This window comes from Streptomyces sp. NPDC044033 (genome assembly GCF_056434425.1).
Map to the genome: position 1 here is coordinate 91,411 of NZ_JBWKFF010000022.1, position 24,562 is coordinate 115,972.

General features: G+C 69.9%; 22 protein-coding genes and 1 pseudogene. 5 read left to right on the forward strand and 18 right to left on the reverse strand.

What is annotated here, in order from left to right:
- Positions 1-113 precede the first annotated feature (113 nt).
- The 5 genes and pseudogenes from AC07AB_RS31755 to AC07AB_RS31775 all read right to left on the reverse strand — a co-directional run bounded on the left by AC07AB_RS31755 (position 114) and on the right by AC07AB_RS31775 (position 3,244).
- Positions 114-311: a DUF397 domain-containing protein gene (locus AC07AB_RS31755; RefSeq protein ID WP_478574193.1), complete on the reverse strand. Its 198-nt coding sequence runs from the start codon at positions 309-311 to the stop codon at positions 114-116.
- A 469-nt stretch (positions 312-780) separates the two neighbouring features.
- Positions 781-1,365: pseudogene (locus tag AC07AB_RS31760) on the reverse strand (DUF4291 domain-containing protein); the annotation flags it as partial.
- Between the two features lie 105 nt (positions 1,366-1,470).
- Positions 1,471-2,229, reverse strand: coding sequence for a DUF2637 domain-containing protein (locus tag AC07AB_RS31765; protein ID WP_478574195.1), 759 nt, complete (start codon positions 2,227-2,229; stop codon positions 1,471-1,473).
- Positions 2,230-2,276: 47 nt separating this feature from the next.
- Positions 2,277-2,564 (reverse strand): hypothetical protein, encoded by a 288-nt coding sequence (locus tag AC07AB_RS31770; RefSeq protein ID WP_478574198.1) that lies wholly within the window; start codon positions 2,562-2,564, stop codon positions 2,277-2,279.
- Between the two features lie 461 nt (positions 2,565-3,025).
- Positions 3,026-3,244, reverse strand: coding sequence for a hypothetical protein (locus AC07AB_RS31775; RefSeq protein ID WP_478574200.1), 219 nt, complete (start codon positions 3,242-3,244; stop codon positions 3,026-3,028).
- A 958-nt stretch (positions 3,245-4,202) separates the two neighbouring features.
- On the opposite strand from AC07AB_RS31775, the gene AC07AB_RS31780 reads away from it, so the two are divergent.
- The 3 genes from AC07AB_RS31780 (at position 4,203) to AC07AB_RS31790 (ending at position 7,325) form a co-directional block, all read left to right on the forward strand.
- A complete protein-coding gene (locus AC07AB_RS31780; RefSeq protein ID WP_478574203.1) occupies positions 4,203-4,697 on the forward strand; it encodes a hypothetical protein in 495 nt (164 codons plus the stop codon).
- Positions 4,698-5,382: 685 nt separating this feature from the next.
- Positions 5,383-6,798, forward strand: coding sequence for a hypothetical protein (locus AC07AB_RS31785; RefSeq protein WP_478574206.1), 1,416 nt, complete (start codon positions 5,383-5,385; stop codon positions 6,796-6,798).
- On the forward strand, positions 6,795-7,325 hold the full coding sequence (locus AC07AB_RS31790) for a hypothetical protein (protein ID WP_478574208.1): 531 nt from the start codon (positions 6,795-6,797) through the stop codon (positions 7,323-7,325). Before AC07AB_RS31785 ends, AC07AB_RS31790 begins: the two co-directional genes overlap by 4 nt.
- A 449-nt stretch (positions 7,326-7,774) precedes the next feature.
- On the opposite strand, the gene AC07AB_RS31795 is transcribed toward AC07AB_RS31790, so the two are convergent.
- The 13 genes from AC07AB_RS31795 to AC07AB_RS31855 form a co-directional block, all read right to left on the reverse strand.
- The gene (locus tag AC07AB_RS31795; RefSeq protein WP_478574211.1) at positions 7,775-8,509 is read right to left on the reverse strand and encodes a GAF and ANTAR domain-containing protein; all 735 of its coding nucleotides are present in this window, start codon (positions 8,507-8,509) and stop codon (positions 7,775-7,777) included.
- A 12-nt stretch (positions 8,510-8,521) separates the two neighbouring features.
- The gene (locus AC07AB_RS31800; protein ID WP_478574214.1) at positions 8,522-9,376 is read right to left on the reverse strand and encodes a GAF and ANTAR domain-containing protein; all 855 of its coding nucleotides are present in this window, start codon (positions 9,374-9,376) and stop codon (positions 8,522-8,524) included.
- 22 nt (positions 9,377-9,398) lie between these two features.
- On the reverse strand, positions 9,399-11,264 hold the full coding sequence (locus AC07AB_RS31805) for a CheR family methyltransferase (RefSeq protein ID WP_478574217.1): 1,866 nt from the start codon (positions 11,262-11,264) through the stop codon (positions 9,399-9,401).
- Entirely contained in the window at positions 11,264-11,863 is a 600-nt protein-coding gene (locus tag AC07AB_RS31810) for a chemotaxis protein CheB (RefSeq protein ID WP_478574220.1), read from the reverse strand. Before AC07AB_RS31810 ends, AC07AB_RS31805 begins: the two co-directional genes overlap by 1 nt.
- Before the next feature lie 568 nt (positions 11,864-12,431).
- Positions 12,432-12,983 carry an FkbM family methyltransferase gene (locus tag AC07AB_RS31815; RefSeq protein WP_478574223.1) on the reverse strand — a complete coding sequence of 184 codons (552 nt, stop codon included), beginning with the start codon at positions 12,981-12,983 and terminating at the stop codon, positions 12,432-12,434.
- The gene (locus tag AC07AB_RS31820; protein WP_478574226.1) at positions 12,904-14,574 is read right to left on the reverse strand and encodes a hypothetical protein; all 1,671 of its coding nucleotides are present in this window, start codon (positions 14,572-14,574) and stop codon (positions 12,904-12,906) included. The genes AC07AB_RS31815 and AC07AB_RS31820 overlap by 80 nt, the downstream gene beginning before the upstream one ends.
- 483 nt (positions 14,575-15,057) lie before the next feature.
- Positions 15,058-15,501, reverse strand: a complete 444-nt coding sequence (locus AC07AB_RS31825; protein WP_478574229.1) for a hypothetical protein — start codon at positions 15,499-15,501, stop codon at positions 15,058-15,060.
- A gap of 299 nt (positions 15,502-15,800) precedes the next feature.
- Complete coding sequence (locus AC07AB_RS31830) at positions 15,801-16,187, reverse strand: MerR family transcriptional regulator (protein ID WP_478574333.1); 387 nt, start codon at positions 16,185-16,187, stop codon at positions 15,801-15,803.
- Between the two features lie 56 nt (positions 16,188-16,243).
- A complete protein-coding gene (locus tag AC07AB_RS31835) occupies positions 16,244-17,281 on the reverse strand; it encodes an MDR family NADP-dependent oxidoreductase (RefSeq protein ID WP_478574232.1) in 1,038 nt (345 codons plus the stop codon).
- Positions 17,282-17,941: 660 nt separating this feature from the next.
- Positions 17,942-19,129: an ABC transporter permease gene (locus AC07AB_RS31840; RefSeq protein WP_478574234.1), complete on the reverse strand. Its 1,188-nt coding sequence runs from the start codon at positions 19,127-19,129 to the stop codon at positions 17,942-17,944.
- Positions 19,130-19,155: 26 nt separating this feature from the next.
- Positions 19,156-19,842 carry an ABC transporter ATP-binding protein gene (locus tag AC07AB_RS31845; RefSeq protein ID WP_478574336.1) on the reverse strand — a complete coding sequence of 229 codons (687 nt, stop codon included), beginning with the start codon at positions 19,840-19,842 and terminating at the stop codon, positions 19,156-19,158.
- A gap of 152 nt (positions 19,843-19,994) precedes the next feature.
- Positions 19,995-21,170, reverse strand: coding sequence for a peptidoglycan-binding protein (locus tag AC07AB_RS31850; RefSeq protein WP_478574237.1), 1,176 nt, complete (start codon positions 21,168-21,170; stop codon positions 19,995-19,997).
- Positions 21,157-21,786, reverse strand: coding sequence for a hypothetical protein (locus AC07AB_RS31855; protein ID WP_478574240.1), 630 nt, complete (start codon positions 21,784-21,786; stop codon positions 21,157-21,159). Before AC07AB_RS31855 ends, AC07AB_RS31850 begins: the two co-directional genes overlap by 14 nt.
- A 128-nt stretch (positions 21,787-21,914) precedes the next feature.
- On the opposite strand from AC07AB_RS31855, the gene AC07AB_RS31860 reads away from it, so the two are divergent.
- Both AC07AB_RS31860 and AC07AB_RS31865 read left to right on the forward strand, forming a co-directional pair.
- Positions 21,915-22,613: a response regulator transcription factor gene (locus tag AC07AB_RS31860; protein WP_478574339.1), complete on the forward strand. Its 699-nt coding sequence runs from the start codon at positions 21,915-21,917 to the stop codon at positions 22,611-22,613.
- Positions 22,606-24,459: a sensor histidine kinase gene (locus tag AC07AB_RS31865; protein WP_478574242.1), complete on the forward strand. Its 1,854-nt coding sequence runs from the start codon at positions 22,606-22,608 to the stop codon at positions 24,457-24,459. The genes AC07AB_RS31860 and AC07AB_RS31865 overlap by 8 nt, the downstream gene beginning before the upstream one ends.
- The last annotated feature ends 103 nt before the right edge of the window (positions 24,460-24,562 follow it).

Below are 24,562 nucleotides of genomic sequence, written 5' to 3' on the forward strand. Positions count from 1 at the left end.
GCCGCATCTTGGCGATCATGTCGAGGCTGCCTACCCACGGCCCAGGGGACCGCTTCGCGTTCGCGGAAGGGTTCGGTGCCTATCGTTCACGTGGTGGCGGCGGTTTCGGTGAGTCAGGAATCGTCGGTCTTCAACTTCGCTATGAACGAGTCCCACGCCTCCGCGCTGAAGACGAGGGCGGGGCCGGAGGGGGCTTTGCTGTCGCGTAGGGGCACGAGCCCCCGCGTACCCTCACCGATCTCCACGCACTGACCGTTGCCACTGCTGTAGCTGCTCGTTCGCCATGTCGTTTCGGACAGGTCGTACTTCATTCCAAACACCTCGTCCCTTAGTCTCGCGCCTCTGCAATCTCAACCAGTAGGTCAGCGCTCTCATCAGGGGCCAAGACGACTGCCTGCAGATGCTCGAACATCGACTTGTAGCGACGCATCTCGGCCTCGGCCCCCAGGAAGAGATCGCCGGCCGAAGTGTCAACCGTGGGTGGGCGCTGTTGCTTGTCCGGGATGGTGCGTCTCTTCGCTGCCCCGGTAGTACCCGGAGCTGGCGGACACGAACGCGGCGGTGTGGTGAGCGGGTGCATCTCGTCTTCGCGCCGGACCCGGTTTAGTCGCGAGATTCGCGTACTGGCGTTGGCATGCCTCCCCAACGGTCGTACCGTTCCGCTCGGTTGTGCCGTGGTGAACTCGCCGAGGCTGGCGATGCGGTGCGTTCTGAACCGGGTCGGGGGCATGGCGGACCAGGTGCACGAGGGTTGGGTGGGGTGACCTCCGCCCTCGCCCCCAGGTGAGCCAAGGTCTCGTCGTTCACGGGGTAGGGGCGCTCGCGGGGCAGGAGTTGCCGTGCGGCGTCCAGGTTTTCGTCCCGTACGTGCGCGTGGATCGTATGGGCGAGCGGTGTGACGTCGGTGATGGAGACGGTCCACTCGTCGGCGTAGAGGCGTGCGGCTTCGCCGGCGAGGCCGAGCTGGAGGGACCGGTGGGGAAGTGGCTGAAGGCGCAGGTCACGTTCGGGGTCCCACTGCACGCGGGTCGGCGCACGCTTCAACTGGCGCTTCCACGCGGCATGGTCGGTGTGGAGCCCCCGCTCGTAGTGGGACAGGCAGGCGTGTGCGAGTGCCCACTCGAAGCCCTCACGGGTGATCTCGACGGCGAGGATGGTTTCCTGGCTTTCCTTGGTACCCCATCCGCAGCGGTACATCATCCACAGGAATGACGGCTTGATCCATGTCATCCGGTCCCGCTTCCACGCCGCTGGGAAACGGCCCTCCTGCGCCGACGGCAGGCCGATCTCCGGCCCGTACGCCTGGTAGACGGTGACTGTTGAATCTGTGTGCACGGATCGAATCCGGTACTTGGGTTCTGCCACAAAGATCAGGGTGGTCCCATGGTTCCCCGCACGCCATCGAATTACCTCGGCGCGCAGCCGACGAGCCCGCGAGAGCGGGCGCCGACCGCGATGCCGGTCGGCTCTTCAGCCCGTGACGCGTTGGCGGTGTGCGCCGCGGGCGGTGGAGGCGTGCCGGGTGGTCGGCGCGGGGCCGGGGGTGAGGTCGAGTTGGCGGATGAGCTGGTGGAAGCAGAGCAGCACGGTGACGGGTGGGAGTCCGGCCACGGTGATGCCGGCAGGGGTGGTGGGGGCGTGGATGATGCACAGGGCCATGGCGATGGCGGCGAAGAGGATGAGGACGCACCAGGAGTGGGCGGTGCGGCGCCGGTAGGCGCGGGCCCGCAGGATCGAGAGGGTGGCGGCGATCCACGGTCCGTAGACGAGCAGTGGCCACATCAGAGCGACGCCGCCGGGCGCGACGCCGGCGGCGAGGCCGTGCAGCGCGGGGTAGGACGCCGCGGCGCCGAGGACGCCGACGGCGGCCACGAGCACGGTGGTCAGCACGATGGAGACGAGGCTCAGCAGCCGCTTCCAGGTGCGGCCGCCGGCCTTGCCGTCGCGGCGGAACGGCGGACGGGTGGCTTTGCGGTGGCTGTGCGCGGCGGCGTGCGGGGCGTCGGCGGCTACGGGCGGGTGTTCCGCGGTGCTGAGCAGGTCGGCGATCTCTGCGTCCAGGTAGGTGCCGTCCGTCGCCGCGATCGCGTCACAGGTGTCCGCCAGGCTCTCGTGGAGGGCCGCGTCGTTGAAGAGGGGCCCATCGCCCAAGCCGAACCTCGGCCCAGAGGTCCAGTTCGGGTCGGTGGGAGAGGGCTCGAAGACGTAGGGGGAGTTGGGTTCGTACACGGCGACTCCGTGCTGTGAGGAAGCGGTGCGGACCGGGAGCGATTCGCTCAGGCCGTGGCCGAGAGCGGCCGGTACAGGGGCGGCGGCCCCGCGAGCGAATAGTGGTCCATGGTGAGGGGCTGCCCCCACAGAACGGCCTGAATGCCGTCCAGTTCGACGAGCAGGCGCTCCAAGAGGTCGGCGCAGTTCACTAGTTGGACCTCTTCGCCGTTGTGTTCCAGGTAGGCCGAGAGCGGGCGGTCCACCGTGGAGGGGGAGATGATCGGCTTGAGGAGCCACTTGCCCAGGCGTCGAACTCGTAGAAAAGGGGCGTGAGGGTTGTTGTCCATAGTCACTGAACGAGGAGCGCCAAAGGCTGGATACCGGCCATTCGGCTCTATGTTTCTACTTAATTCACAATACTCCAATGGTCATCAAATTCCTTGAAGGGAAAATCCGCGCAAGCCGCACCCTCGGGTGAGGGTGGCGGCTCTGTTTCCTCTGCGCCGATGGCGGCTGAAGAGGGCTGGTACTCCAGCGGCGATCGTCGGCCTCGCGCACCGAACTCCCCCATGCCGGGGGAACTCGACGGTGAGGGGCTCCATACGGCACAGGCCCTGGCGGGTGGGCCATCGGCATCGGGGGCACGGCTCCGTCGGACGCGACCGAGCCCCGCACCAGCGGGTGCGCCCGCTCTGCGAGGGCTGGGGGGCCGAATGACATCCAGCCCACGGGATTCTATGACCGGGCCATACGGGCGCCGTCGTGCGCCCCGCCGACAGTCGAGCGTCGGTGCTCGGCGGGCGCCGGTGGGGCTTTACGCCTTCCGCGCGGTGTCGGCTGCGGCAAGCACGGCGGACGCGACGCTTCGGGCCTGAGCAGTGGCGTCCGCTCCCAGAAGTGAGGACGTCACCATGGCCCCTTCCATCAAGATGTGCATGCGCTCGCCGACGGCCTGTGCGTCCGGGTAGTCCTCGGCGAGCCCGACCAAAAAGTCACGGAACAGCGTCTTGTGCTCCAGCACCGCTTCGGCCACCGAGGGATGGCTTCCGTCTCCGCGCCCACCGAGTTCGACCCAGGCGTTGACGAAAGCGCAGCCCCGGAAACCCGGTGCGTCAATGGTTTCCTGGAGGCTGTCGAACGCCGCGAGCAGACGCGCTTGCGAGCCGCCCGGGGCCGGGGCGGCCCGCTCGACGGACTCGGCCAGCCGCGTACGCAGCCGCCGGCCGGCGGAATGACCGTTCTGGCTCTCGGGTGGAGTGTGGCCCCGCAGGGCGTTCGAGGGTGCGGGTGCGGTAGTACGGAGCCTTCGAGGGTGCGGGGGTGACGGCACAGCTCGCCGCCCGGGTCCTCTCGGCGAGGGCCGGACGCATGCTGGTGGGTGCGCTCGTTCGGCTGGCGTGACGGCGGCTTGGCCGAGGGGCTTGTCCGGTACGAGCGTGCGGCGGGCCGTGATGCCGTTCGGCTCGCCGCCGCGGCGCGCCTTGTTCGCTGAGCCGGTGCCGGCGCCGCTGCGCACCCCTGCCCGCGGTCACGCCGGCCGCCGAGATCTGAGGCGGCGAGGCTCTGGCCAGTGTCGCCGCGGTCATCTGCAAGTACGTGCGACACCTGTGTCGGCCGCTTTGCGGTGAGCTGGCCATGGAGTCGTCCCAGAGGGGGTGCGCGATCATGCTCGCCCCCCGGGATGCTCGTGCGGACGGCTTCTCCTGCGCCGTCCGCGCGGCGAACCGGGCCCGCGACGGCGGGGAAAGTGTCGATGAGGCGGGAGGTGGCCGGATGGGACGGACAGGGTTGAAGCGGCACAGCTTCAATCGCATAGTCGGGAAAGTGGGGAGTGTGAACTGTGCTGGTTGCGGGGGGTGTTGTTAGGACTGGCGGGTCGTGTAACCGGCACCGCCTGGCCGGTAACGATGCAGGGGTAGGAGCTCGCCGCGGCGTCAGGATCTGGCATCGGCTTCAGAGGGCTGTGGCACTGGTTTGGCGACGTAGGTAGCGTGAGCCTCTATCAAGATCATGAGTTTGATGCGGGGGGTAAGCGCATGTCGTTCGGCATGGAATGGGCGCAGGCCAAATCACGTGCTGCACAGGGAAGTTCGGCCATCCATACGAGACTGAATCAGCTTGACGGCAGTGGCGGCGGCCAGGGTGACCTGGTGGTCGCACAGGACGACCTCGGCGTCGTCGGCCACTCCGCGTACAAGCTGCACGGAGGGTTGAAGGCTGCCGGCGGGCACGCGAAGGCCTCCAGTGAAAGCGCGGCGACTGAGCTCACCAGTGGTCACTTCACGACCGGGGTGGCGCTCACCAAGGCGGCGGCTACCTGGGAGACGCAGGTCAAGACGCTTCAGGAAGCGTGTGCGCACATCTCCAACCATCTGGACTACTCCTCGAAGGCCTACGGCGATGAGGATCAGAAGATCGCTACAGGCATGCGGAACGCGGAGAAGAAGGCCATGACGCCGTCCCGCATAGCTGACTACTACAGCTGAGGCAGAGGGAGTAAGGGGTCAGAGATGGCACAGTTGAAGTTCGAGGACGTCCTCCATGCTCGCCTGGGGAAACTCAACACCGCGGTCGGTGACTGGTCGGACATGATCACCAAGTTGGATCAGTTAGCCAACGAGGCGCAGAGCGGTATGAAAGCCCAGTCGGACAAAGCCCGCTGGCAAGGAGCGAACGCCTCCGTCACCCAGCCATTCGTCGACAAGACGGCCAAGGAGTTCCAGGACGCGGTTACTGAGGCGATGAGCGTCCGCAACATCCTGCGGGATGGACACGCTTCGCTCAAGGCGGCCAAGGACGAGCTTCAGCAGATTGTCGACCACCCGCCGAAGGGCGTCACCATCTGGCCCGACGGCGTCGTCGCCCGCTCCGTGCACCCGGACCGACGCGGCAAGGGAAATGCCCATCCCGGTCCGTCCATGGAGACCATGGATTCCGTACGGGATCAGATCAAGCGGGCTCTCGACAAGGCGACAGAGGCCGATGAGACGGTGGCGCGTGCCCTGAACCATATCGTTGCCAAGCACCCGTACGACTTCGACAGTGACAGCTACACTTCTTTGGACGATTTCCAGAAGAAGGATCGCGAGCGGTCGATCAAGGATGCGAACTCCGCCGTCGAATTGGCTTCCAAGGGCCCAAAAATGACGGACACGGAACTCGCTCATTTCAATGAACTCCTCGCGGACAACAAGGAAAACCCCCATCTTCTCCGAGCGGTTCGCCACTCGGCTGGGCGCCGAGGGAACGCTCGACTTCTATGCGGGCCTGACCGATCCGCGTCAGTCCCCGCGTCCCAGTGACGCCCGCATCAAGGAACTGGGCGAGACGCAGAAGAACCTCAGCCTCGTACTGGCTCAGGCGACGCACAGCGACAGTCCGCAGATGCGGCAGTGGAAGAAGGATGTCATACGCCTCGGCCCCGAGGTGCTGGACCTGCCCAACCGCCAGAAGGCTTATGGCTTCCAGGTTATGAGCAATCTGATGCGCACGGGAGTCTACGAGAAGGACTTCCTCGACGACTACGGAAATTCTCTCGTGAAGACCGACAAGGAGATGAAGCTTCCCCGGAACTTTTGGAACGGACCGCTCGTCCAGAACAACCACCTCAACTTCGGTGCCGACAACGATTTCGGGCACGACCCAATGACCGGTTTCCTCAAGGCGCTCAGCCACAACCCCGCCGCGTCCACGGAGTTCTTCAATGCCACCGAGCCCCAGGACAACGCCCAGTATCTCCTCAAGGACCGGCTCTACTTCCCCGACGGCATGAAGGACGACGGCCCGATCGCCGGCCGTGACGCCGCGGGTGCCGCGCTGTTCTCCGCTGCTACAGGGATGGACGCCGATGACAAGAAGGCGCCGTTTGTGGAGCACACGGTTGAGCACCAGCAGGTGCTCGACCGGTCGCTGGGTTACCTGTCGGAAGCCGGGGACGACTTTCCACCGGAGATGCGAGACGATATGGCCAAGGTCCTGGCCAACCACGGTGACACGGTGCACCGCGCGGCCAGCAGCCTCGACCCTGACTCCAGCCCGCTCGACCGCAAGCAGCTGCTGGAAGTCACCAAGCAGGTCTCCCGCGACCAGGACGCATACGGAATCCTCAACGAGGGGCTCAACCAGGAAATGGTCCGCGAAATTCACGCGGGCAAGACTGGGGACCCGCGGGAGACCCTGCTACGGGCAGGTCACACCACGGGTTTCCTTGAAGAGGCTCGTTACCTGGCACTCAAGACCGATCAAGACGATCCCTCCTGGCCGGCGAAATGGGGATACCACGTCATCGGTGGTGCAGCGAACTTCATCCCTGTCGTCGGGGACGCCACCCAACGGGGCGTCGACGCGCTCTCATACGCCTGGCAACAGGATGAGCAAGCAAAGATCGAGAAGGAGATCAGCGACGACAACTCGAAGAGCTTCGACGTTCGCGAGCGACAATTGACGGCCCTCGCCCACGAGTGGGCCAAGGCGAACCCGGAAAACCCGAATGCGAAACCCGATTCCTTCTACGCTCTGCAAAACGATATCGGCACCGCGGCCTATGACGGAAACGACCGTGCCAAGGGCCTGGCGGGTGCGCAGTGAAGCCAAGCAGGGCCTACGCGATCCTGGTCGTTTCCATACTTGGGACGGTCACCGCCTGCGCCGGTGATTCTCGGGACTATGCAGTTCCCGATGAGGTCTGCGGGGTCGCCGTCGACAAGCCCGCGCTGGAGCCGCTGCTCCCGTCCGGCGACACGTTCCACGAACCCAACCGCATCTCAGGCACAGGCAGCCTGCACTGCACGTTGAGCGTGGATCATGAGTACGCCATCCGGATACGGGCCGACATCGTCCCTACGGACCTCGATCCCTTCAAGATCGCCAGTAGCCGCGTCTACCGCTTCGGGCACACGGCGAAGGCCGACATCGGCGACCGGGCATTGTTGGGCGACGACGGCGGGATGAGCACCAGTGCGTGTACCTACCAGGGCAAGCGGAAAAAGCTCGTATTCGAGGTCGGCTTGGATAAGGAGGCGCCGAAGGACCCCAAGAAGCGGCGCGGAGCCCTTGAGCGCTTCATGAAATCCGCCATCCCCGCATGGGGCCAGAAGGCTGGCTGTGCGAAGTGAGCCGTCGGCGGCAGGCTCGCGGTCCCGCTGCCGGCCCCTGCCTCGTCTCCGTGCCCTGACGGATTCGTATAGGCGATCATCTTGTCCGCGTCGATACGGGACGAGGGGATGACGCGTATCCATGATGATGTCGCGGGTGGATTCGGCGTTGGCGACGAACGTTCACTGGGCGGGGTGACGCCACCGGTAGATGCGCGCGGTGCTGGGCGTCTGGGCGACACCCTCGACGGCAACGTGAATGCTGTTGAGGGGCCGCGGCCGTCCGGACTCGGGGGCGGCTGTTCAGCACCCGAATGTTTCGGAACGGCGTGGGCCTGAGCTGTGGTCCTCAGTCAAAGTGGGACCACTTGCCGTGTCAATTCAGCTGAGAGGCAGAGGAGTTACGGGGACGTCTGCGACACGGCCGGCGGGCCCTTCCCCCGTGCCGCTGCCGTCGGTTGTGCTTCCGCTCAGAGGGTGGGGTCGGTCAGTGCGGGATCGGCGCGGCCTTCGACTACTTCGCGCGCCACGTCGCTCAGCAGTCGATGGTGGGAACGCGCGTGCCTGCGCAGGATGTCGAAGGCGTCGTCCATGGGCACCGACCGGCGCGTCGCGAGCACGCCCTTGGCCTGTTCGATGATCACGCGGCTGGTCAGGGCGTGTTCCAGTTGGGCGGCGAGGGTCCGGCTGCGGTCCGCCTCGTGCGCTTGTTGCAGGGTGACGGCGGTGAAGTCCGCCATCGACTGACCGAGCGCCAGCGTCTCGGGCGAGAGGCCGCTCGGCGGGCCGGACAGCAGGACGAGGGCACCGTTGGTGCGCGTCGGTCCGCGCAGGGGGAGGGCCGCCACACGGGTGTGGCCCAGGCTCAGGGCCCGCGGGGTGTAGTGCGGCCAGCGCTGCCGGGCCGGGTGGCAGTCGAGGGCCGATTGAACCGGGGGTTCGTCGGCGTGGTGGCAGTCGTGGCCGGGGCCTTCCCGCCAGCCGACTGCGTCGTGCTCCAGCCGGGAGACCTCCGGATCGGACCCTGCCACCTGAACGGCGTCATGCTTTCCGGGGGCGAACACCACTGCCGCGGCACGGGCGCCGAGCAGGGGCGGGCTGCGCTTCGCGAGGATCGAGAGGGTCGCGGCGAGGTCCATCGGGCCGTCCGTCGTGCTGCCGGCCAGGGCTACGAACACGTCGGCCAGCCGCTGCTCGGGCGTCATGGCACCTCTCCGTCAGTTGAGTTTCAGGTCTCCGCGCACGATCCGCCGCGCGATCGTCTCGGTGGACACTTCCTCGGTGAACGCGCGGGCCTTGATCAGCGCCACCGCGTCCCCGACGGGGCAGCCGATACGGGCGGAGAGCATGCCTGCCGCCTGCTGTACGGCCGCCCGGTGGTCGGTCCCGCCGTAGAGTTCCGGGTCGGCGTCCGGGCCGAGGAGGACGATGCCGGTGAGGGCCGCGGCGACCTCGGTGAGATCGGAGGACCCCACGAGGCCCGGTGGCGGGTCGAACACCGCCAGGGCCCCGATGCAGCCGTCCTGCGTCTCCAGCGGGACGGCGGCCACCGAGGCGATGCCCAGGGATGTGAGGGCCGGCCCGTAACCGCGCCAGAGCGCCTCGATGCCCGGCCCCGAGGCGTGGATCGGGCGGCACCCCGACGCCGCGTCCCTAGACGGGCCCTCGCCGAGCACGTACTCCAGGTCCTGGGCCGCGCGGGACTGCTCGTCGGACACGGCGACCGCGAGCTGGTTCTGGCCGGAGTCGACGAGCGTGAGCGCCGCGCTGCGGGTGCCGCACGCCTCCGCGACACCGGCCATGAACCGGGGTGGGGCGCCGCGCCCCCGGGCCCACTCCGCCGTGTTGTCGGCGAACGACCCCTGGAGGCGGGCCGAGGAGTACTGGCACGCGGCGGATCTGCGGTGCGTCGCCGCGATCTGCGCGTGGAACTCGCCTCCGGGGCCCGCCGCCAGCAGTTCGTGCCGCTCGGCCGCCGCTTCGGCCCGCTGCGCGCGCTCGTGTGCCCGAGCCGCGCGATCCCGTGCCTTCGCTGCGAGGACGAGGGCTTCTTCGTGCCCCTGCGGGTTCATATCTGTAGGGTACGTCCCCGGCTCAGTCGGGGCTGTCGCTTCTGCTCTCCTCCATCATCATGACGACGCCGCCGTTGTGGCCGTCGAAGGGGGAGCAGAACACGTCGCAGGTGATGGGCCGGCCGATCCGGCTCAGGGCCTCCACGCCGACCGGGCCGGAGCTCTCGCGGGACTCCAGACAGCGCTGCACGACGGGTTGCAGCACGCCGGTGGGGAGTCCGAAGTCCAGCGCGAAGAAGTGTTCGTCGAGGACCTCGTCCGCGCGCAGCCCCCACAGGTTGACGGCGCCCCGGTTCCAGCTCTTGACCTTCAGGTTGCTGTCCAGGACCACCACACCCGCCGCGATGCTGGTCAGGACGCCTTCCAGGAAGGCCCTGGCCTCGTCCAGCTCCTCGGTGCGGATGCGCATCTCCTCGTTCATGGTCTCCAGTTCCTCGTTCCCGGACTGGAGTTCTTCGTTGGTGGTCTCCAACTCTTCATTGGTGGACTGCAGTTCTTCGTTGGTCGTCTCCAGTTCCTCGATGCTGGACTGGAGTTCTTCGTTGGTGGTCTCCAACTCCTCGTTGGTGGACTGCAGTTCCTCGTACGCCGTTTCCAGGTCCTCGCGGATCCGTTTGACCTCGGACTTCAACTGTGTGGCCACCGTGACGTCCGTGAAGGAGATCGTGGTGGCGACATGCAGACCGCTGGGCCCGGAGAGTGGCTGAATGATGATGTCGAAGTACTGGAAATCCTCACCCACCCGCCGTTCGACCCGGTTGACGCGGAGCGTACGGCGCTCGTGCGTCGACTGGTCGATCAGAGACCGGAGTTCGACCGGCCGGTAGGAGACCTCCAGGTCCTGGAAGAGGCGGCCGATGTCGCCGGAGGACAGACCGAACTGAATCCTCGCCTGGCTGTTGATCACCACGACGGTCCCGTCGCCGTCGATGGCGATCGACGGGGTCGGACCGGAGTCGAGGACCAGGTCGCGGAGCTGGCGCGTACGGGCGACCGAGTGCAGCTCGGGGCTGTTGCCCGCCCTGATCTTGAGGGGGGCCGGATGGTACGGCACCCCGGCGTCGCCCGCGCAGCGCTTGAAGATGCGCTGACGCATGCTGACCACGTCGAACCGGTCGGCGTCGTTCAGCAGCATCTCGGCCTTGCCGAGGAAGAGGAAGCCGCCCTCGCGCAGCGCGAAGTGGAATCGGTCGATGATCTGCGTCTGCGCCTCGACGTTGAAGTACATCAGCGTGTTGCGGCAGACCAGCAGGTCGAGCCGGGAGATCGGGGCGTCGCGGGTGATGTCGTGCCGCCCGAAGATCACCCGGCGCCGCAGGTCGGGGCGGAAGCTGAACTGCGCGCCGTTCTGCTCGAAGTACTTCTCCCGCAGTTCCGCGGCGAGCGGCTCCAGCGCCTTCGCCGTGTACAGCCCCGACCGTGCGTCGCGCAGCGCCTCCTCGTCGACGTCCGTGGCGTAGATCTTGACCCGGCGCAGGCACTCCTCAAGGCCGAGCGCCTCGGCGAACATCACGGCGAGCGAGTACGCCTCCTCGCCGCTGGAACAGCCCGCGCTCCACACCCTGATCTCCTGATCGGGCGTCATGTCCGCGAGCAGGTCCGGGACGACTTCGCGCTGGAGGAAGGTCCACGCCTCCGGATCGCGGAAGACCGAGGTGACGTTGATCAGGATCGTGTTGAAGAGCGTGCCGAATTCCTCGGCGCTGGTTTCGAGGAGATCCTGGTAGTCCGTGTACGAGCGGATGCCCACGTCGTTCATCCGCTTGTGTACGCGCCGGCCCAGAGTGGAGCGCTTGTATCCCGTGAAGTCGAAACCGCGGGCCTCTCTGATGAAGACGAGCAGTTCTTCCAGGGCCTCATCGGTGTTGACGTGCTGAGCTTCGTCCATTACTGCCTCTTGGTCTCGACGAGCCCGCTGATCACCGCAGCGATCTCTTCAAGAGGCAGTACGTAGTCAACCGCTCCCGTGTCGACCGCCGCCTTCGGCATCCCCGGGAAATCCGCCGTCGCCGGGTCCTGGGCGATCACGGTGCCGCCGCGCGTCTTGACGGCCTCCGCCCCCATCGCGCCGTCGCTGCCGGTACCGGTGAGCACGCAGGCGATCGCCTGTGGCCCGTACGCGCCGGCCAGCGATTCGAAGAGGAGGTCGGCGGAGGGGCGTACGAAGTGGACGAGTTTGGTGTTCGACAGCGTCAGGACGCCTTCGGAGTCGACGAGGAGGTGGCGGTCGGGAGGGGCGATGTAGATGGTGCCGGGCAGCGCTCGCTCCTCCGCCTCCGCGAGCTTGACCGGGAGCTCGGTGCGGCGGGAGAGGACGTCGGCGATCACCGTCCGGTGGCGCGGGTCGAGATGCTGGACCACCAGGACCGGCACGGAGAGATCCGCGCTCAGCGCTCCCAGCAGCACGGTCAACCCTTGGATGCCGCCGGCGGAGGAGGCGACAGCGACGATGGCGTATGGGGCCTCGGGAACTTGTTCAGCTGTCACGCACCGAGCCTAGCGGACCCTTTACCGACTGATGAGGTGCCGAAGCGGCCGATCGGAGTGCGAGGCGGGATTTCGCGCCTCTTCCAAGGGCATGTGGCGGAGGCACGCGCCCGCACCGGGGGCTGGGTCGACGGCCAGGTGCGGCGAGTCGCCGCCGGATCCCGGCCTGCTCCCGCCCGCACCGGAAACTGATCCTCAAGTCCGCCCGCGAGCACCCTGAGGAGTGACGATGCCCGTTCCGCCGAGTGCGGTTGTCGCACCGGAGCCGTCACGCACCCTCCGAGCTGCGAGGCGACGGTGCCCCGCAGCTTTGACGCGGCGAGCCCCCGTTCACCGCCTACCCGAACGCTGTGCTTCCCCGACAGGCGATGGGCGGCTGCCGAGCGGCCGGGTCCACGGAGTGGGACACGACCATCCCCGGCCCGGCCCCCCCCGATCCGGCCGGGTGAACACCGGTCACGCGATCGACGACGCTCATTCACCCCAAGGCTGTTGAGCGACAGAATCCGCTTCGGTGAGGACTTTGGCGAGGACTTCGGTGAGGGCTTTGGCGAGGACATCGACGCGGTCAGTCCCAGTCCCGCACGTCGGTGCGGGCGGAGACCTCGGAGAAGAGCTGGTCGTGCTCGGTCCGGGTCATGTAGTCGAAGCGGTTGTAGTGCCACTCGATGTAGAGCGTGTTCAGCAGGCCGAGGGTGTCGTCGCGCAGCATCTTGGCCAGGACCGGGTACTCGGCCCCCTCGATGTCCATCTTGACGGTGACTTCGTCCTCCGGCGCCGCGGTGCGGCGCAGCCAGGAGCTGAAGTCCACTGCCGGTACGGGCACCGGGGCGGTGTAGTCGATCTGCTGGTCGTAGGAGGGCGGGACGCGTTTGCCGGGCATCACGGTGGAGCTCTCGTGGTGCCCGAGGAACAGGTCGATCACCCCGTCGTGCGTCCACACGGCACTGTTCAGTACCTGGACGCCGGGGTGGCCGGAGCGTTCGATTTCGGACCGCAGGGAGGGAAGAAGCGCGGAGTTGGGCTCGAAGGCGTAGAAGTCATGGTCGGGCAGGGCCTGGATGAATGTGTGCAGTACGTGGCCGAGGTTCGCGCCACAGTCGATGAAGATCTTTCGCACGCGGACTCCCGGACGGGCGGCAATCGGACAGGGGCATGTCGGTCAGGGGGATGTCGAGCTGGACGAGCGGGCGGTCGGCGAGGAGGAGGAACTCCCGTGTGTGCGGCCGGTAGTAGCGCTCCTCGTAGCGGATGAGGATGCGGTCGACCGGCTCCTCTCCCCGATATGGTGGCAGATCGCCCCAGGAGAAGAGCTGCCCGCCGGGGGCCTTGAGCCAGCGCAAGCGCGGCGGGAGCGGTCCCTTGGGCACGCCTGAGTTGAGCCGGGCGAACATGGTGCTCAGGAACTCCAGATGGCGGCGGGCCCGGTCGGGGTCGGCGTGGACGCGTCCGTAGAGCCGTTTGAGGTGTGCGAGGGCTTCCGCGTCCGCGTCGGCTTCGAGTACGCGGTCGCGCAGTTCACGGTCGAAGACGATGCCGAGGTGGCCGTGCAGGATGGGTTCCGAGGTGAGGAAGTAGCCGAGCACGCGGCCGAATTCACGCTCGTACGGGCACATGAAGTGGTTGTACAGGCCCAGGTGGCGACCGGAGACGGTGCGGATCTCCCAGTGGACGCGGGCGGTGAACGGGGTGTCCCACCAGCCCAGCGGCCAGGGCCGCCAGGTCCAGCCGGCCACGGCGAGCAGCAGCAGCGGCGCCCCGAGCAGAGCGCTCGGCAGGCCGGACACGTCGTGCGACCAGGTGGCGACGGTGAGGGCCAGACCGCAGTTGGTGCAGATGTTCTCCCAGAAGAGGATGCCGGAGGCGAGGGCTACCACCACGTTGAACAGCGCCGTCGCGAGGAGCACGGCGACCAGCGCCCAACGGTGGGAGAGAGCGAGGAGCGGGGAGAGTTCCACGGCCATGGTCATGAGGTTCAACGGCCGGTCCAGCGGCCCCAGGGTGCGCAGTACCCGTACCGCCGTACGGGGCGGCAGGAAGCGGGCCCAGCCCCAGGAGTAGGCCGAGGCCGCGAGATGGTGCGTGCGGTTGTGCCAGGCCCAGGACCACCAGTGAGGCCCGAGCCGCGCCTTGCCGTAGGCAGCCGCGAGGTAATGGGAGAGCGAGACACAGCACAGCAAGAGCAGCAGCCCCTCGCGGGCGCCGGCCGGGGAGACCGCCCCTGGCAGGAGGACCGTCGCGGCGTGCCAGGCCAGATACGCCTTGAGGAGGCGCAGCGGCATCATCGCGTGGTGCTTCCATCCGTGCAGTCGGCCACAGGCGACGGTCAACCAGCACAGCAGGAGCGGCGGCCACAGACAGGAACCGAGCGCGAGCAGGATGAGCAGCTGACGCGCACGGCGCTGTGGGGCGAGGTGCCGCGTCAGGTCGTAGTCGGTCGTGCTGATCTTCCAGGTGAGCATCGCGAGCACGAACAGCAGGAACCACCGGACGGCCCCAGGACCGGGTGGCGTCTGGAAGGCGGCCGGTACGGCGGGCGCCAGCACCACCAGGGCGGTCAGCGCGGTTGCCGCCCAGGCGTGTCGCTCACGCGGCTGCTCCGCGCGCCGCGACAGGGTGCGGACGGCCGGCGAGACCGCGAACCGGTAGCACGCCGCTGCCGTCGCCACGTTGAGGATGAGACCGGCGTGCTCTACGAGCGCTTCGGTCACGGCATGTTCAGGCACTGCTCGTGCCAGGCCGTTCCCGCCCAGGAGCCGCTTCCGGTGAAGGCACGTACGTGCGGCTTGACGCTGGGCGGGGAAGGCGCGGTACAGCTTGGTGCGCGCCGTGGCCGGGGCCGGCTCGACGGAGGCCACACCGGTACCGGTCCGTCGGGGCGTGTGCCCGTACCAGGTGGTGCCGCTGCCGGCGCAGGGCCTCCCAGCCCCTCCCGCTCCCGCTGCGGAGTGGTGCCCCCATCGGCCATGTACGGCCTCCCTCTTGCCCCACCGGCCCACCTGGAGTGGCCCGACCAGGTCGAAACGCTACGCATACCGCGCACACGGCAGTGGGGTATCACCGGCGAAGTGGCCCCTAATGGCTGAACATCCCCACCTTCGGCTCCGACCGAAGGCGGGGATGTCGCGGAACAGGCGCCGCACCGCGCGGCCGTGGGCAGTGGTCGTGCCGGCTGTCCACGGCCGCGCCGCTGCTCAGCGGACGTGCACCGTCACCACGTCAGAGGCGTGCAAGCGCACGGGGTGCTTGTCGTGCGCGCTGGTCAAGCCGTACAGCACCGCGCGGAATTTCAGATTGCCGGGGCGCGCGGACGTGCCATGCGCGGTGACCCGCGCATCGCCCTTGGCCGGGGCGCTGCACGTCTCCTGGTGCCACCCCTCGCCGAAGCCGTTCTCCTCCAGGCACAGCTGGTGCAGATAGCCCGCGCTGTCGTCGCCGCCGTGCGCCTTGACCGTGATGGTCTTGCCGACCTGGGCCGTGTGCGGCGCGGTGATCTCCACAGCGCCCTTGGCGGACGCCGGCGCTGCGGCCAGAGTCACTGAGGACAGCCCCAGCGCACCGGTGGCCAGACCCAGCGCACCGATCACGGCCACCCGGCCGACCCGCGTCTTCATCCCGGTCTTCTCCGTCCTGGTCATGGACTTCCCTTCCATGGATCTCCCCGCATGCTGAGATCCGGCCCCTTCGCGAAGGCACCCGGTGCGCCTTGCCGATTACCCAGATGAGCCCGCCGCCCTGCCCGTTGCACCCCGCCCGCTCCGTTACAGATCCACGACAGATCCACGACAGAACCCGACGGCGGACACATCGTGCGCGGCGACGGCGGGCGGGACCAGCGCCCAGGAGAACGGCCGGTGTTGGATGCCCGCCCGGCTGCGGCGGCGGAGTCACATCCGACCGCTCCGGAGGTTCCGCGGCTCGGTCGGCACCCGAGTTCCTACGGTGTTCCCGCTTCCGCGCGCCGGACCGGCTGGGCGGCGAGGCTGTCGCGCAGCCGGGTCAGGCGGTCGATCTCCGCGTCGATGGCGGCGAGGCGGCGCTCGATGATGTCCAGGGCCGGGTCGGAGGGGTCGACGCCCGCGCAGTCCTCCAGCGGGATCTCGGCGAGCCGCGGCAGTCGGCCGGCCACCTGCTGAACGTCCTGGACGGTCAGGCCGAGCGCCAGCAACTGCCGCACAGCGCGCACCACGGCCACCTCTTCCGGCCCGTACTCACGCTGGCCGGCCGCGGAGCGCCGCGGCGGGGGCAGCAGGCCCCGCTGCTCGTAGAACCGGAGTGCGCGGGGCGTCGTCCCGGAGGCCGCGGCGGCGTCGCCGATCCGCATCCCCGGGCCCTCGTCCGGCTCCGCCTCCACAAGCCTCGGCCTCCTTCACCGGCCCCTCAGTGCTCCAAGTCCACGATAACCGTGCCCAGGTAGCGCCCGGCCATCATCTCCTCCAACGCGCGCGGAGCCGCTTCGATGCCCGCGATCCGCACGTGCGGGAAGACGATCCGCCCCGCGCTCAGCCACTCCGCGAAGCGATCGGTCCACTCGGCCTCGACGTCCAGATGGTCCGGATAGCGGTAGCCGGACATCGACACCCCCATCGTGATCATCCGGAAGGTGTCGATCTCGACGGGGGCGGTGCTCCCGTCGAGCCGCGGGTCGAGCTGCCCGGCGAGCGAACCGACCAGTGCGATACGGGCACCGGGCGCGACGGCGTCCAGGGCGGCGCGGAGCTGCCCGCCGCCCACCAGGTCGACGACGACGTCGAGCCCGCCCGGCGCGGCCTCGGCCAGCTGCTCGGCGAGCGGCACCTCTCCCGGGACGAGGACGGCGTCGTAACCCAACTCCCGTGTCAGCCGATCGGCCTTGTGCGGCGAGCGGGTGGTGGCGATGACCCGGCCCGCGCCCAGCAGGCGGGCGATCTGCCCGGCGAGCGAGCCGACGCCGCCGGTGGCGCCGGTGACGAGGACGGTGTCGCCGTCGCGCACGGCGGCGAGCCGGGTGAGCGCGCCGTAGGCGGGGCTGCTGGGCGCGAGGTGGGCGATGGCATCGGGGAAGCGCGGGTCGGTGGGTACGCACTCGGTCTCGGCGACGGCGGCGTACTCGCGCCAGCCGTAGAAGTGGACGACCTCGTCGCCGGGCCGCAGCCTCCCGCCGTCCGGGGCGGCGACCACCTCGCCGACGGCCGCACCGAACAAGGCGTCGCCGGGCCGGATCGGCGGGAACGAGGAGGCAGTCTCTTGGCCGCTGAGAAGGGTGCGCAACCCCGACATGACGGAGAAGTGGCGGTTGCGGACGAGCACTTCCCCGGGGCCGGGCTCGGGCAGTGGTACGGCGGTGATGGCGAAGTCGTCCGGTCGGGGGAGGCCGTCGGGCACAGCGGCGAGGCGGACCTCGCGGGCGGTGCGGGGGAGGGCGTACGCGGTGGTCATGGCGGGGCTCCGTTCGGATCGGCCGGGACGGCGCGTGACGCGACCCCGGCACCAGCAGGGCGGTGACGCTAACCCCTGACCCGCGCGTCATGGGCAAGCCCGGCAGCGGGGGCTGGGCTTGGTGGCGAGCCGATGCAACCGCAGGCTGGGCCGTGGCCGTGGCCACGGCCGGGGGCGGAGCGGCCCTCCTCGCTCTCTTCCGGGGGACCACCGCGCGGCTCTTCCGGGAGACCACCGCCTGGGGGCTCCGGGGGACCACCGCCCGGGGGTTCCGCGGCCGCTACGCCATCGTCTCCAGCGATCTCTATCGATCTCCATCGTCCGGAGTGGATCACTGCGGCGATGGCGTCGGGTCCGCCCGGCGTCAGTACCTTCGCAGCCGGCCCGTAAGGCGGCTTCGAGGCGGTGACCGCCGGGCTGACCGCCGACGGGAACTCCGGCCCGGCTGGTCGACGGAACAGCCAACCGGATCAAGAGGCTCAAACGGCGGATGTCCGGCCGCGCCGGGTTCCCACTCCTCCGGAGACGAGCCCTCCTGATGCGACTCGGCGTCACCGGCCCACACAACGTGGGCCAGTCCCCCCGGCCCCCGGCCCGCCCAGGACGCACCCGTTCCGGAGTGCCTCACTGTGCGGGGCTACGAAGAAGCCAGTGGGGGGCTCACTGTGTGGCCAGTGCCTCTGTCGGGGCGAGTCGGGCCGCGCGTACCGACGGGTAGACGCCCGCGATCACGCCCACCAGGACCGCGCCGCCGAATCCGGCGACCACCGCGCCGGGCGGGATCACCAGCGGCCAGTCGCGCCAGGCCGCGTACCCGAGGGTCGCCGCGGCCCCGATGACGGTACCCGCCACCCCGCCGAGGCCGCTCAGGACCACCGACTCGGTGAGGAACTGGCCTCTGATCTGGCCCCGGTTGGCGCCGAGCGCGCGGCGCAGGCCGATCTCCCGGCGTCGTTCGAGGACCGAGATCACCATGGTGTTGGCGACGCCGACGCCGCCGACGAGCAGCGCCACCCCGCCGAGGCCGAGGAAGAGCGCGGAGAACGTGTTCTCGGTGGCCCGCTTGGCGGCCAGCGCGTCCGAGGGGCGGCTGACCTGCACCATGGCGGGCTCCTGCGGGTTCAGTGTCGCCGCGAGGACGTCACGTACCCCCTCGATGGCGTTCTCGCGCGCCTTCACATAGACGACCGTCGGGTGGCCGTCGAAGGCCAGGCGCTCGCGGGCGACGTCCCAGCCGACCAGGACCGAACTGTCCAGTTCTTCGGCCAGCGGCACCGGCGAGAGGATGCCGATGACGGTGTACATGTCCTTGCCGATGGCCACTTGGGGCGCCTGTCCGCCGCCCATCATGGTCCGGTCGATGCCGAGCCGGGTCGCCGCTTCGTGACCGAGTACGACGGTCGGGAAGCGGGAGTTGGTCGCGTTGAGGAAACGGCCGCTCTGCAGGTGGGCGTTGACCGACGAAAGCAGGTCGGTGCGCGCCGCGAGCGCCGTGATCCCGGCGCCGTCGCTCTCCGGCACCTGGTCCGAACGGCGCACCTTCGCATGGGTGTTGCCGACCGCGCTGGCCCCGGTCACCGGTCCCACCCGAAGCGCGGAGGCGACCGAGCTCTCGGGCAGCAGTATGGGCGGCTTGTGGTCGGGCACCGGCTCGGCGCGCAGCATGTTCGTGCCGAGTGCCGACAATTCGTTCATCAGCGCCTTGTGGCTGGAGGCCGGGATGCCGATGACCAGGATGAGGGTCGCGATGCCGATGGAGATGCCGAGCGCGGAGAGCGCGGCGCGCATTTTGCGGGTCCGCACGCCGAGGAGGCCGAGCCGCAGGACGTCGCCGGGGGAGAGCCGCACGGGGCGCACGGGTCCCGACGGCGCCCTCACGAGGACGTCCCGGACGCCGTGTCGGCGACCACTCGGCCGTCGAGGAGCTCCACGCGGCGCGGCAGCCGGGCCGCGATGTCCCGGTCGTGGGTGATGACGGCGATGGTGGTGCCCTCCGCGTTGAGCTGGGTCAACAGGTTGAGTACGGCACGGCCGTTGGCGGTGTCCAGGGCGCCCGTCGGCTCGTCCGCGAGGACCAGAGAGGGCCCGTTGACCAGGGCACGGGCGATGGCCACGCGCTGACGCTCGCCGCCCGACAGCTCGTGCGGGCGGTGCTCGGCGCGGTGCGCGAGGCCGACGCGGGACAGCGCTTCCAGGGCCAGCGGCCGTCTCCTGCGGCGGGTGACTCCCGCGTACAGCAGGCCCGTCGCGACGTTCTCGGCGGCGCTCAGGCCGTCCGTCAGATGGAACTGCTGGAATACGAAGCCGAGCCGGCGGCCGCGCAGCGCGGACAGCTGCCGGTCGGTGAGCGTCGCCACGTCCTGCCCGTCGATCTCCACGCTGCCCTCGGTCGGCCGGTCCAGGGTGCCCATCAGGTTGAGCAGCGTGGACTTGCCGGAGCCGGACGGGCCGAGGATCGCGAGCAGTTCGCCGCGTTCGACGGTGAGCGAGACCCGGTCGAGGGCCGTGACGCCGCCCGCGTAGCGGCGGGAGGCCGCGCGTACGGCGAGGACGGGCGGCACGTTCTCGTACCTGCCGTCCGGTGGCGCGCTCTCGTACCCGCCGTCCGGTGGCACGTTCTCGTACCCGCTGTCCCGTGGCACGTTCTCGTACCCGCCGTCCGGCCCCGGCGGCGGCGCCGGGGCGGGGGATGTGGCGTACGCCGGTTCCGGGGTCACGAGGCCACCACGACCTTGGTGCCCTCGGTCAGGCCCTTGCCCGTCACCTCGACCATGCCGCGCGAGAACATCCCGGTCTTCACGGCGATCAGGCTCCCGCCCGGCCGCTGTACCGCGTAGCCGCCCTCGCTGAGGGCGAGGAGCGCACCGACCGGGACGGTCAGTACGTCGTGCCGGGTCTGCGAGGTGAACCGTACGCGGACCGACGCCGCGTCGAATTTCCCCGGGGCGGAGTCGGTGAGATGCACGGTGACGTCCGACTTGGCGGGGCCGCCCGAATCCGCGTCGCCGCCGCCCGACACGGTCCGGCTGACGCCGCTGACCTCGCCCGGCGTCTCCTTGCCGTCCGGCAGGACGACGGAGACCTTCGCGCCCTTCTTGATGGAACCGACGTCGGTCGCCGCCACCGACACGGTCACCGCCTTCGAGGTCGGCGTGAGGGTCAGCAGTTCCCCGGCCGCGTCGTCGCCGAGCTGCGCCTTGACCACGCCGACCCGGACCTCGCCGGGCAGCACCAGGACGTCGCCGACGTCGAGGGAGCCGGTCGGCGCCATGCCGACGTGCTTCTGCCAGCGCTTGATCGCGGCGCTCAGCGAAGCGGTGAACCGGCCCTGGTCCGCGCCGGCCCCGCCGGTCCCGGTCCGGTCGTCGGCCCCGCCGGGCACCCCGTCGAAGTCGTATCCGAGCGCCCGCAGGTTGTCGGCGACGACCTTCACGTCGGGGCCCTTCGCGCCCGGCTTGCCCAGTTTGCGGAAGAGCGGGGTCGCGCCGTAGAAGACGGGCACCGGATGGTCGTCCACCTTGTACAGGGGCTTGCCGCGGGTCACGGTGGCACCGCTGGCCGGCAGCCAGGTCACCACGCCCTTCTTGGCGCCCTTGACCGGCTTCTCGGTCCCGTAGCCGAGCGTGCCGCCCAGTTCCTGTGTGTCGGAGAGGTCCGTGCGCTGCACGGCAGCCGTCTTGACGGCCGCCTTGCCGGTGGCTGCGGTCCCCTTCGATCCGCCGTCGGTGGCCAGCACAACGCCGCCGGCGATGGCGGCCACCACCAGGACACCGGCGGCCACGAGAACGGCACGGCGCCGCCGGGGGCGGGACGCGGGGGCGTCCGCGTCCGCGTCTGCGTACGCGGCGTCGCCGTCGGCCGTCGGCGCCTCATACTCAGTGCTTGCCACCGAAGGCCTCCAGCTCGCACGCCTTCTCGATCTTGTTCTCCTGGGCCTCGCTGAGGCCCGACGGCTGCCCCGTGAAGGTCCAGTCCGTGCCCTTGTCGCCGCCGAGGACGACCTTCATGCCCTTGTTCTGCATGCACTTCACCTCGGCCGCGTTCATCTGCTCGAACTTCGGGTTCTTCTTGCGGTCCAGCACGTCGGGCCCCATCGGCAGCTTGACCTTGCACTTCGTGTACGCGGCCTTCGGCTCCTCCTTGCCCCCGACGCCGAGGACCTTGCCGTCGGGCCCCGCCGGAAGGTCGTGGCCCCGCTCGCTGTTCATGCGGACGCCGTTCTCCTTGAGGCAGCCGTAGTAGCGGTCCCAGAGAGCGAGGACCTCCTCGTCGGAGGAGTCGAGGCGCCACCGGGGACGGCCGCTGTCGGACGAGGACTCACCGGAGTCGCCCTTGGCGCCCGCTCCGGGCTTCTTCGTCTCCAAGGACGCGATCTTGTCGGCCTTGTCCCCCTTCGCATCGTCGCCGCCCCCGCCGCAGGCGGTGAGCAGTGAGGTCAGGGCGAGGGCACAGGCGGCGGTCAGCCAGGCGGTCCGTGCGGAGCGGTGAGGGGTGGAAATCGGCATGCCACGAGAGTGGCGGCCGGATATGAAGAACTTGTCAGGCCGGTGTCGCCATGCCGTCAGCCCGCTCTCCCCGGGTCAGCCGCCCCCGCGCGGGCGGCCTAGGCTCGGGCCTCGTGAACGCGTACGTGATGGTCGCCGAGGACGACGAGAAGCAGGCCGAGCTGGCCCGCCGCTACCTGGAGCGCGAGGGCCACACCGTGGTCGTCGTGCGCGACGGGCGCGAGGCGCTCGACCACCTCCACCGGGCCGCACCCGACCTGCTCGTGCTCGACGTGATGATGCCGCGCCTCGACGGCCTCGACGTCGTCCGCTCCCTGCGCGCCGAAGGGCACGAACTGCCCGTCCTGATGCTCACCGCGCGCTCCACCGAGGACGACCTGCTGCTCGGCCTCGACCTGGGCGCCGACGACTACCTCACCAAGCCCTACAGCCCGCGCGAACTCGTCGCCCGGGTCCGCACCCTGCTGCGCCGCTCCGCACGCACCGCCCCCGGCCGCGCCCCCGCGCCCGACCCGGTCCTGCGCGTCGGCGCCCTCGCCGTGGACCCGGACCGCCACCTGGTCACCGTCGAGGGCGCCGAAATCGACTGCACACCGGGCGAGTTCCGCATCCTGTCCGCGCTCGCCGCGCAGCCCGGCCGGGTCTTCAGCCGCCAGCAGCTCCTGGCCGAACTGCACGGCTTCGACCGCTTCATATCGGCGCGCACCGTCGACGTGCACATCCTGAACCTGCGCAAGAAGATCGAGGCCGACCCGCGCGCGCCCGCCCGGCTGCTCACCGTCTACGGCGTCGGCTACAAGCTCATGGCGGGCGCCGTCCATGGGTAGCCGCCGGGGTGTGCGCGACCGGCTGCCGCTGCGCCGGTCGCTCCTCGGCCGCCTGCTGCTCGTCTCCGTGCTCGTCGCGCTCTGCTCGGTCGCCGCCACCGCCTGGCTCGCCGTGCAGACGACGTCCGGCGCGATCAAGCAGCAGCAGGGCCGGCTCCTCGCCGACGACACGGAGATCCTCGACTCCCTGACCGGGTACGCCGCCACGCACACCTCCTGGGACGGCGTCGCCGGGACCGTACGCGACCTCGCGCGCCGCACCGACCGCCGTATCGCCCTCACCGCCGAGGACGGCGCGCCGATCGTGGACAGCGCCCCGTCGGCCGGGGGGCTGCCGTCCCGGGCCTCGGCGCTCGTCGATCCGCTGGCCGGCACCGGCGACACCCCCATCGACCCGCGCGCCGTCGGCCCCTTCCGGCTCCCGGCCGCCGAACGGCCCCGGCTCAAGGTGGCGGCCCAACGCCGTGCCCAGTGCCTGACCGACCGCGGCGTCGACGCCACCGTGGCCCTCACACCGAGCGGCCGGTCCGTCGTCCGGACCCTCGGGGACCCGGCGGACAGCCGCGTCCGCGACTGCCCGCCCCGGCCGCTGAACGACCCGACGCCGACCGAGGCCAAGGCGCTCAAGCCCCTCGACCATCTGCTCGCCGAGTGCCTGGGCACCGGGCCCGACAGGAGCGTCCACGTCAACCCGGACTTCACCTGGCGCGTGCCGCGCGCGGCGGGCGCCGCCCTGGAGGCGCGCGTCCCGGCCTGCCTGACCAAGGCCCGGCAGCAGCAGCTACGGGCGTACGTCGCCCCGCCCGCCCGGCTGATCCTGGCCTCGCCCCGGTCGGAGGGGACCGCCGCGCAGGGCTTCGCACTCTCGCCGGGCAACACCGCGCGGATCGCGGGCGCCGCCGCCCTCGTACTCGCGCTCACCGTCGGCGCCTCCGTGCTCGCCGCGACCCGGCTGGTACGGCCCCTGCGCGCGCTCACCGGCGCCGCCCAGCGGATGCGCGACGGGGACGACGACGCGCGGGCCGTGGTGCGGGTACGCGGCGACGACGAGATCGGGCGGCTCGCCGCCGCCTTCAACGAGATGTCCGAGCAGCGCGCCCGCCTCGCCGAACAGCGCCGCGCGATGGTCGGCGACGTCGCCCACGAACTGCGCACCCCGCTGTCCAACATCCGCGGCTGGCTGGAGGCCGCGCAGGACGGGGTGGCCGCACCCGACGGCGATTTCATCGCCTCCCTGCACGAGGAGGCCGTCCTGCTTCAGCACGTCATCGACGACCTCCAGGACCTGGCCGCCGCCGACGCCGAGGAACTGCACGTGCACCCCGAACCGGTCGGAACGGCCGATCTCCTCGGCCACGTAGCCGCCGCCCACCGGGCACGCGCCGAGGCCGCGGGCGTCACCGTCACCACGGACGTGCCGCCCGGCCACTGGCTCACCGCCGACCCGGTCCGGCTGCGCCAGGCCGTCGGCAACCTGGTGTCCAACGCGGTACGGCACACACCGCCGGGCGGCGCCGTGCACGTCACCTGCCGCCCCGGGCCCGCCGGGGAGACCGTCATCGAGGTCGCCGACTCCGGCACGGGCATCCCCGCCGACGACCTGCCGTACGTCTTCGACCGCTTCTGGCGCGCGGAGAAGTCCCGCTCCCGGCGCACCGGAGGCAGCGGCCTCGGCCTCGCCATCGTCCGCAAGCTCGCGGAAGCGCACGGCGGCACGGCCGACGTCCGCAGCGCCGTGGGCCAGGGGTCCGTCTTCACCCTGCGGCTGCCGGGGGAGTGCCCCGCTGAGGACGGCAGGAGCGTGGGAAGCGGTGCGGGGGGCGCGGGCTCCGGCCGGCGTCGGTAGTGACCCGCGCCAGCAGTGGTTCATTGGTCGCTATGTGACTTCTGCCGCTGGTGCGTCAGTTCCTTGCCGGGGCCCGAGGCTGGAGCCGTTGCCCGTTGCCCGT